The organism is Neisseria sp. S1, from assembly GCF_048060015.1.
GTDB lineage: Bacteria > Pseudomonadota > Gammaproteobacteria > Burkholderiales > Neisseriaceae > Neisseria > Neisseria arctica.
In genome coordinates, this window is the sequence record NZ_JBLUPI010000024.1 from 1 (window position 1) to 5,642 (window position 5,642).

Here is a 5,642-nt window from a genome sequence, read left to right on the forward strand (position 1 = left end):
CCATGCCACCGTATGCCCACCAAAGCCACTCGGGTGCATCGGGCTGGATGGTAAATTTATAGGTCATCACGCAAGCGGCAATGTTTGCCCAGAGTTTAGTGTGGCTGATTTGCCCTGTGGCAGGGTTGGTGATCAGGCCACCAAGCCATTTAAAGAGTTTCATTGCAGTGCCCTTTATGCTTCGTTGCTTGAAAACCCGCCCGCCATCTGAATACGCGGCAGCTTATAGCGGCTCTGTAACGGCCAACTCGGCTTACCTTTATCCGACGGCCATACATATGCGGTAACACGACTACGAGGGAACTTGGCAATGCTGACCTTGTTGGCTTGATTACCACCCAGTACCATCAAATTACCCTGGTTATCCTGTCCGACTACAAAGCCAACATGACCGCCACCTTGGCGTTCAAACACCACGATGCAGCCATAAGCCGGTTGCTTTAAGCGCGTGCCTGCTTCTGCCCATGCCTTAGCGCGATACCAATGCTTAGGTAATCCACGTCCAGTGCGGCGGCAGCAATGGGCAACAAACGTGCCGCACCACGGCGTTTCGTCATCACGCCACCATGCATTTAAAGTAGCTAACCAGTTGATAATCGTCGGGTTGTGTTGTTTGCCAGGGATTTCGGCTAGGCCGATATAGAGGCGTGCTACGGCAATCCATGGCAATTCTGTTTGTTGGTTGATTGGCATAAGAAAAATCCCTATAACTGGTTGGGTTATAGGGATTATGGAAAATATAGGGCGGAGAATTCTTTTAAAGGGGTTTAATAATCAGACTTACCTTTTTAATTTTATTAATGATATCGTTTTCATGCTTTACGGTTATGTTTATCTAAAATATTTATAAGTGGAACCAAGGCAAATAAAATAATATAAATCTGTCACATAGTAAATCCAACCAAGAGGGTAAAGGAAACTTGACGTAACCTCCCTCATGGGAGAGTATGCGCTCGATGAATTGATTGAGTTTGCTGGATATAAAAAAATCCCTATAACACAAGATGAGTTATAGGGATTTTAAGTAAGACTGCCTGAATAGGCTTTAATACGGGTTAAAACTGAATTTACTCTTCGGCAGGTTCATTATCTTCGGGTAGATTTTCAGCTTTCGTAATGGTCGCTCTGATAACCGAATTGTCAGTTGCACGCAAAGTAGCGTTGATTTGCAGAAATAGCGGTGTTTTGCCCCATTCGTTTTCCTGCAAAATTTTCTTATATCTTTGCTCAAATGAATCTTCCTGAACGGAAGCGGTAAATTTCACAGCACTACCTCTTTGTTGGACGGTTACTTTGAACTCATCAGGCAGACTTGAATCCACTGACAAAATGCGATAAGTACCATCTAGGCGGGTTTCAATCGAACGTTTTCGGGCATTTTTAACCAATTCTTCCGCTTGCTCGCCACTAAGTTCAATAGCATCACCGATTTGAATAGTCTCAGCCTGAGCCAGTTTTTTGACCGCTTCTGCTTTTGATTCATCTGAAATTTCTTTGATTTTTTTGACAACAGGCTCACGAGCAGCAAGAGCAGCAATGATTTTTGTTCGCTCGGTTTCCTGCTCTGACACAAAATTCAAGTGTTCAATTAGTTGTAAATCCTGAGCTTCTCTCGCTTCCGCCACCCGCCGGTCTTTTCTATAATCCAAATAATATTTAAAGGCACTCACACCACCCCACATAATGGCTATGGTAAGAACCGAAATTGTTATCTGTGTTCCCGTCATTTGTGATATGCCTTTTTCCAGCAGTTTTGTAAAACCAGCTGTGAAATCTAAAGAAAATAACGAACTGCCTTCCCTGACTTGAACCACAAATTCCAACTCGTCTTTTTCTTCCTGAGTCAGACGATTGGCATTGGCTTCGCCATATTTGGACACAGCATACGCACGGTTTATCCCGTTTTGCAGCTCAATAAACGCCTTCATGACCGTTGGCGTAATACTAGAATGAAATTCTTCACCGACTAGCCTTAATTCTAGCTTAGGAAGAGATTCTATCTCGATATCGACATTCTGAAAATAATTTTCGTTGTCAAGATAATTTTGCAGGATCTGGTAAATATCTTCTTCATTTCTGATGATAACAGTAGCCATGTTTCCCTTTCTATTTCAATCAGGCCATTTGAAATCTTTTCAGACGGCATTTATATAGATGTTTGATCATTTTAATTTCGAAATAGTTAAATATGTTTTCCTTTGCTAAATTTCAATTCAGGTCTTTAGATATCTGCACCACCTGCCCGATGACCTGAATATCGGGGTGGTCGGCCAATGCAAGCGGCATTGGCGGATAAGTTGTGTTATCGGATATCAGCAGGAGTGAGCCGTCAAGCTGGCGTTGGATACGTTTGACCCACAGCACATCGCTGCTGCGAATGACATAAATTTGGCCGTCGCGGGGGTTGGTTTTAGAAGTATCGACTAAGAGTGTGTCTTTGCTGTTGATGGTCGTCTCCATACTGTTCCAATTTCTAATGCACTTTAAAGTACGCGAAAGCCGTTGTTTTGCTAAGATTCATTTCAGAACACCAGCGCAGCCAGAATGCCGGAGTGTCTTAAATGCCGTCTGAAACTTTCAGACGGCATTTTTTATGTTTTCCGATTGGCTTCATAAATAGCAAGCAATTTCTTCACCTCACTTACCTGATGCCACAACGCGACATTGTCATTCATTGCCGAATGGTAAGTTAAATCTGATAAATTGCTTTTTAACTCCAAAATGGAAATATCCTGACCTTTTTCCAGTTGGTTCTCAAGCCATGCAACAAAAATATTGTTTGCAAGCATTATCTAACCACGGTTGCAGCTCTGCTCGTAGTTCTTGTGCCTCAAATTCAAGGTCTCTTAACCGTTCTAATTTTTCCATTAATTCAGGTGTCAACGCCGTATTCATATCATTTATCCGTTACTCACTTTATCAGCCGAAGGCGTGGCTTTTTTCTCTGCTCCGCGCGCAGCACTCAAAATGACGGCTCGGCCTAAATCGCTGGCTTGGCGAAACAAATCCAGCAGCTCCTGTTCTTCTTTGCTCAGTTTTTCAGACGGCATGGCGGCCGTTTCATCGCGCCTGCCGTGCATGACGTATTGAACGTCTATGCCTGCTTTTTCAAATTGGAAGAAAAGTTCCGTTTTGGGTTGGCTAATTCCACGTTCGTAATCTCCCCACATTCTTCCTGAAACTCCACATTTTTCAGCAGCTTGTGCCTGTGTCAGCCCTAACTTTTTTCTTTCTTCTTTCAATCGGTTACCCGAAAAGGAAGAGTTCCTCATAAAATACTCCTTGCAGAATAGGAAGAACTCTTCCTATAATTTCCACATCGAAACACAAAACACCCTAATTCATCACGCGAAAGGACGAAAAATGAAGCCATCTGCATTCAGGCATTGCCGCCGTTATCGGGACGGCAATCTATGGCCGCCTGCAAATCCTTCAGCAGGCTTTCCAGAGTGGCAGCGGAAAGCCCCACCGGAAACGGTGCGCCGCCGGATGTGGCGAATTCGATCAGCAGGATTTCGCCCAATGCATCCCAAGTGCTGCGGTTTATGCCAGTTAAGGTGGCAATGGTTTGAAGTGCTTCGTATTCGGTGGGGTGGAACAACGCTTTTGATTCCACGGCAGAATCCTTCTGAAAAATAAACACATTATATCACACGAAAGGCATAAATAATATGGAAAAACCTTTGAATTTCAAGCCGATTCCCTATCCACAAACGCCGCAGAGCGCGGCCAAGTGGTTCCGCCGCCACGGCGTGTGCAAGGCACATTGGGCGAAATATTTCAATTTGGAACGCACCACGGTGGAGCACCTCTTGCGCGGCAAGCTGAAAGGCAATTTCGGCAAAAGCCACGAAGCGGCGGTGATGCTGGGGCTGAAGGAGAAAAGCGATGATTAATCATGAGTGCATTAACCAACCATACGGACGGGTGCTGAAATTTACCCGCGTACAGACCAAAGAAATGCTTACGGCAGATGAGCTTAAAGAAAATTTTGCCAAAAACGGCCAAACGCTGGCGCAGTGGGCAAGAGAGAACGGCTTTAAGCCGCGCGATGTGTATCTGGTGGTCGGCGGCCAGCGTAAAGGCAACTACGGCAAGGGGCATGAAATTGCTGTGAGACTGGGGTTGAAATGATGAGTGCCAAAGGTATCAGGCTCTTGAAGGTGTTTAAGGCTTTGGAAGCCCATCCGATTATCGGGGTAAGCAATAAAGAGATTTCAGACGGCCTCGGTATATCACCGGTGCATGTGAGCCGCGATTTAGACGATCTGATTGCTGAAGGATTGGTGGTCAAACTGGATAACGGCAATTTTGCCTACAGCATTAAAACGCTGCAAATCGCCGAGCGTTTCAGACGGCAGCATGAGCGGCTGCAAAGCAAAATTGCGGAAGTCGGCAAAAGGGTCGATGTGGATTAACGGATTTTGAAAAGTAACGACGTCGTTACTTTTGAGGGACAAAAAATGAGCAATGAATTGGAAGTAATTGATGTGGCAGCCGCGCAAAACTACCAAGCCGCGCGCAGTGTGATGGTGATGGAGCAATGGGGCAACGGTGAGGTGTACAGCGAAGAACGCTGGATTGAGCGCGGCCGATTAGCGGTACGGCAGACAATGGAAGGCATGTTTGAACTGGGACGCGCCCTGATTGTGCTGAAAGAACATACCGAACATGGTCGTTTTGAAAATATCACTAAAGAGCAATTTGGGATTGGAAAAATGGAAGCATCGCGCTTGATGCGTGCTACCCAACGCTTTGCTACCCCGCAGATGCAGAAAGCTGCGCCAAAGTTGATGGATTTAGGCAAGTCGAAACTGCTCGAACTGCTGGTGGAAGAAGACGTAACCCTGATCGAGCTGGCCGACGGCGGCGACATCAACGGCCACACGCTTGATGACGTTGACCGCATGACGGTGAAAGAACTGCGCCTGGCGCTGCGTGAAAGCCGCGAAACGGCGGCGGCCAAAGACCAAGTCATTGCCGACAAAAATAAGAAAGTGGACGAGCTGGCGGAAAAACTGGCCAAGAAGCAGGTTAAAGAGCCGAAGCCGCAAGATGTGGCCAGCGAGCTGACCATGCGTTTGAGTACGGCGGTAATCGGCGTGCGTTCGGATATCAGCCGCCTGCGCGATTTATTCGAACAGCTGGTTGCCCACGGCGAAGCGCACGGTTTTGACCACCGCGCACAGATGGTCGGCAGCATCAATCAGGTGATACGCGATGCGGAAATGCTGCGCGAACTGTTTGCCCTACCCGAAGAAGCACCTACTGATGATGTGCCTGAATGGCTGAAGGGTTATGAGTCTTCGGAAGGCAATGGAGCGTAATCATGAATGCGGCAATGACGGAGCGTTTGGCCGAAATCGCCCGCGAGGCCGAACAGCGTGGGCGCGGCGGCAAGACGACCTATCTGAAAGAGCAGGCAGCAGCTTTGGGGATCAGTTTGGCTACATTGCACCGCAAACTGGAAGCAGTTGTGTTAAAGCCGACCCGCAAGCGCCGCGTAGATGCCGGTAAATCGGCCTTAACGCGGGAAGAAGCAAAAGTGATCAGCACGTTGGTGATGGAAACCATGCGCAAAAACGGCAAGCGGCTGACCACGGTGGGTGCGGCGGTGGAAATGCTGCGCGCCAACGGTGAAA

General features: G+C 47.1%; 10 protein-coding genes and 1 pseudogene. 5 read left to right on the forward strand and 6 right to left on the reverse strand.

Features of this window, described 5'->3' with window-relative positions; translation table 11 throughout:
* Positions 1-174: 174 nt before the first annotated feature.
* The 6 genes from ACEPPX_RS11395 to ACEPPX_RS11420 form a co-directional block, all read right to left on the reverse strand.
* Entirely contained in the window at positions 175-693 is a 519-nt protein-coding gene (locus tag ACEPPX_RS11395; protein ID WP_416624130.1) for a TIGR02594 family protein, read from the reverse strand.
* A 374-nt stretch (positions 694-1,067) separates the two neighbouring features.
* Positions 1,068-2,096: a hypothetical protein gene (locus tag ACEPPX_RS11400; RefSeq protein ID WP_416624131.1), complete on the reverse strand. Its 1,029-nt coding sequence runs from the start codon at positions 2,094-2,096 to the stop codon at positions 1,068-1,070.
* Between the two features lie 112 nt (positions 2,097-2,208).
* Positions 2,209-2,460 carry a S24 family peptidase gene (locus ACEPPX_RS11405; RefSeq protein WP_416624132.1) on the reverse strand — a complete coding sequence of 84 codons (252 nt, stop codon included), beginning with the start codon at positions 2,458-2,460 and terminating at the stop codon, positions 2,209-2,211.
* A gap of 131 nt (positions 2,461-2,591) precedes the next feature.
* Positions 2,592-2,789, reverse strand: a complete 198-nt coding sequence (locus ACEPPX_RS11410) for a hypothetical protein (RefSeq protein ID WP_416624133.1) — start codon at positions 2,787-2,789, stop codon at positions 2,592-2,594.
* 111 nt (positions 2,790-2,900) lie between these two features.
* On the reverse strand, positions 2,901-3,272 hold the full coding sequence (locus ACEPPX_RS11415) for a helix-turn-helix domain-containing protein (protein ID WP_416624134.1): 372 nt from the start codon (positions 3,270-3,272) through the stop codon (positions 2,901-2,903).
* A gap of 107 nt (positions 3,273-3,379) precedes the next feature.
* Positions 3,380-3,616, reverse strand: coding sequence for a hypothetical protein (locus tag ACEPPX_RS11420; protein WP_416624135.1), 237 nt, complete (start codon positions 3,614-3,616; stop codon positions 3,380-3,382).
* 55 nt (positions 3,617-3,671) lie between these two features.
* Here ACEPPX_RS11420 and ACEPPX_RS11425 point away from each other — a divergent pair, with 55 nt between their 5' ends.
* From ACEPPX_RS11425 to ACEPPX_RS11445, 5 genes and pseudogenes are all read left to right on the forward strand, one after another.
* Complete coding sequence (locus ACEPPX_RS11425; protein WP_416624136.1) at positions 3,672-3,896, forward strand: DNA-binding protein; 225 nt, start codon at positions 3,672-3,674, stop codon at positions 3,894-3,896.
* Complete coding sequence (locus ACEPPX_RS11430) at positions 3,889-4,134, forward strand: DNA-binding protein (protein WP_416624137.1); 246 nt, start codon at positions 3,889-3,891, stop codon at positions 4,132-4,134. The genes ACEPPX_RS11425 and ACEPPX_RS11430 overlap by 8 nt, the downstream gene beginning before the upstream one ends.
* Positions 4,134-4,418 (forward strand): DNA-binding protein, encoded by a 285-nt coding sequence (locus ACEPPX_RS11435; RefSeq protein WP_416624139.1) that lies wholly within the window; start codon positions 4,134-4,136, stop codon positions 4,416-4,418. Before ACEPPX_RS11430 ends, ACEPPX_RS11435 begins: the two co-directional genes overlap by 1 nt.
* Positions 4,419-4,463: 45 nt before the next feature.
* On the forward strand, positions 4,464-5,327 hold the full coding sequence (locus ACEPPX_RS11440) for a DUF3102 domain-containing protein (RefSeq protein WP_416624138.1): 864 nt from the start codon (positions 4,464-4,466) through the stop codon (positions 5,325-5,327).
* Between the two features lie 2 nt (positions 5,328-5,329).
* Positions 5,330-5,642, forward strand: a pseudogene (locus ACEPPX_RS11445) (transposase); the annotation flags it as partial.

What these genes read in the sequence shown, in the direction of transcription:
- ACEPPX_RS11395 (WP_416624130.1), bottom strand. Translation starts at nt 693, where the DNA reads ATGCCAATCAACCAACAAACAGAATTGCCATGGATTGCCGTAGCACGC.
- ACEPPX_RS11400 (WP_416624131.1), bottom strand. Translation starts at nt 2,096, where the DNA reads ATGGCTACTGTTATCATCAGAAATGAAGAAGATATTTACCAGATCCTG.
- ACEPPX_RS11405 (WP_416624132.1), bottom strand. Translation starts at nt 2,460, where the DNA reads ATGGAGACGACCATCAACAGCAAAGACACACTCTTAGTCGATACTTCT.
- ACEPPX_RS11410 (WP_416624133.1), bottom strand. Translation starts at nt 2,789, where the DNA reads ATGCTTGCAAACAATATTTTTGTTGCATGGCTTGAGAACCAACTGGAA.
- ACEPPX_RS11415 (WP_416624134.1), bottom strand. Translation starts at nt 3,272, where the DNA reads ATGAGGAACTCTTCCTTTTCGGGTAACCGATTGAAAGAAGAAAGAAAA.
- ACEPPX_RS11425 (WP_416624136.1), top strand. Translation starts at nt 3,672, where the DNA reads ATGGAAAAACCTTTGAATTTCAAGCCGATTCCCTATCCACAAACGCCG.
- ACEPPX_RS11430 (WP_416624137.1), top strand. Translation starts at nt 3,889, where the DNA reads ATGATTAATCATGAGTGCATTAACCAACCATACGGACGGGTGCTGAAA.
- ACEPPX_RS11435 (WP_416624139.1), top strand. Translation starts at nt 4,134, where the DNA reads ATGAGTGCCAAAGGTATCAGGCTCTTGAAGGTGTTTAAGGCTTTGGAA.
- ACEPPX_RS11440 (WP_416624138.1), top strand. Translation starts at nt 4,464, where the DNA reads ATGAGCAATGAATTGGAAGTAATTGATGTGGCAGCCGCGCAAAACTAC.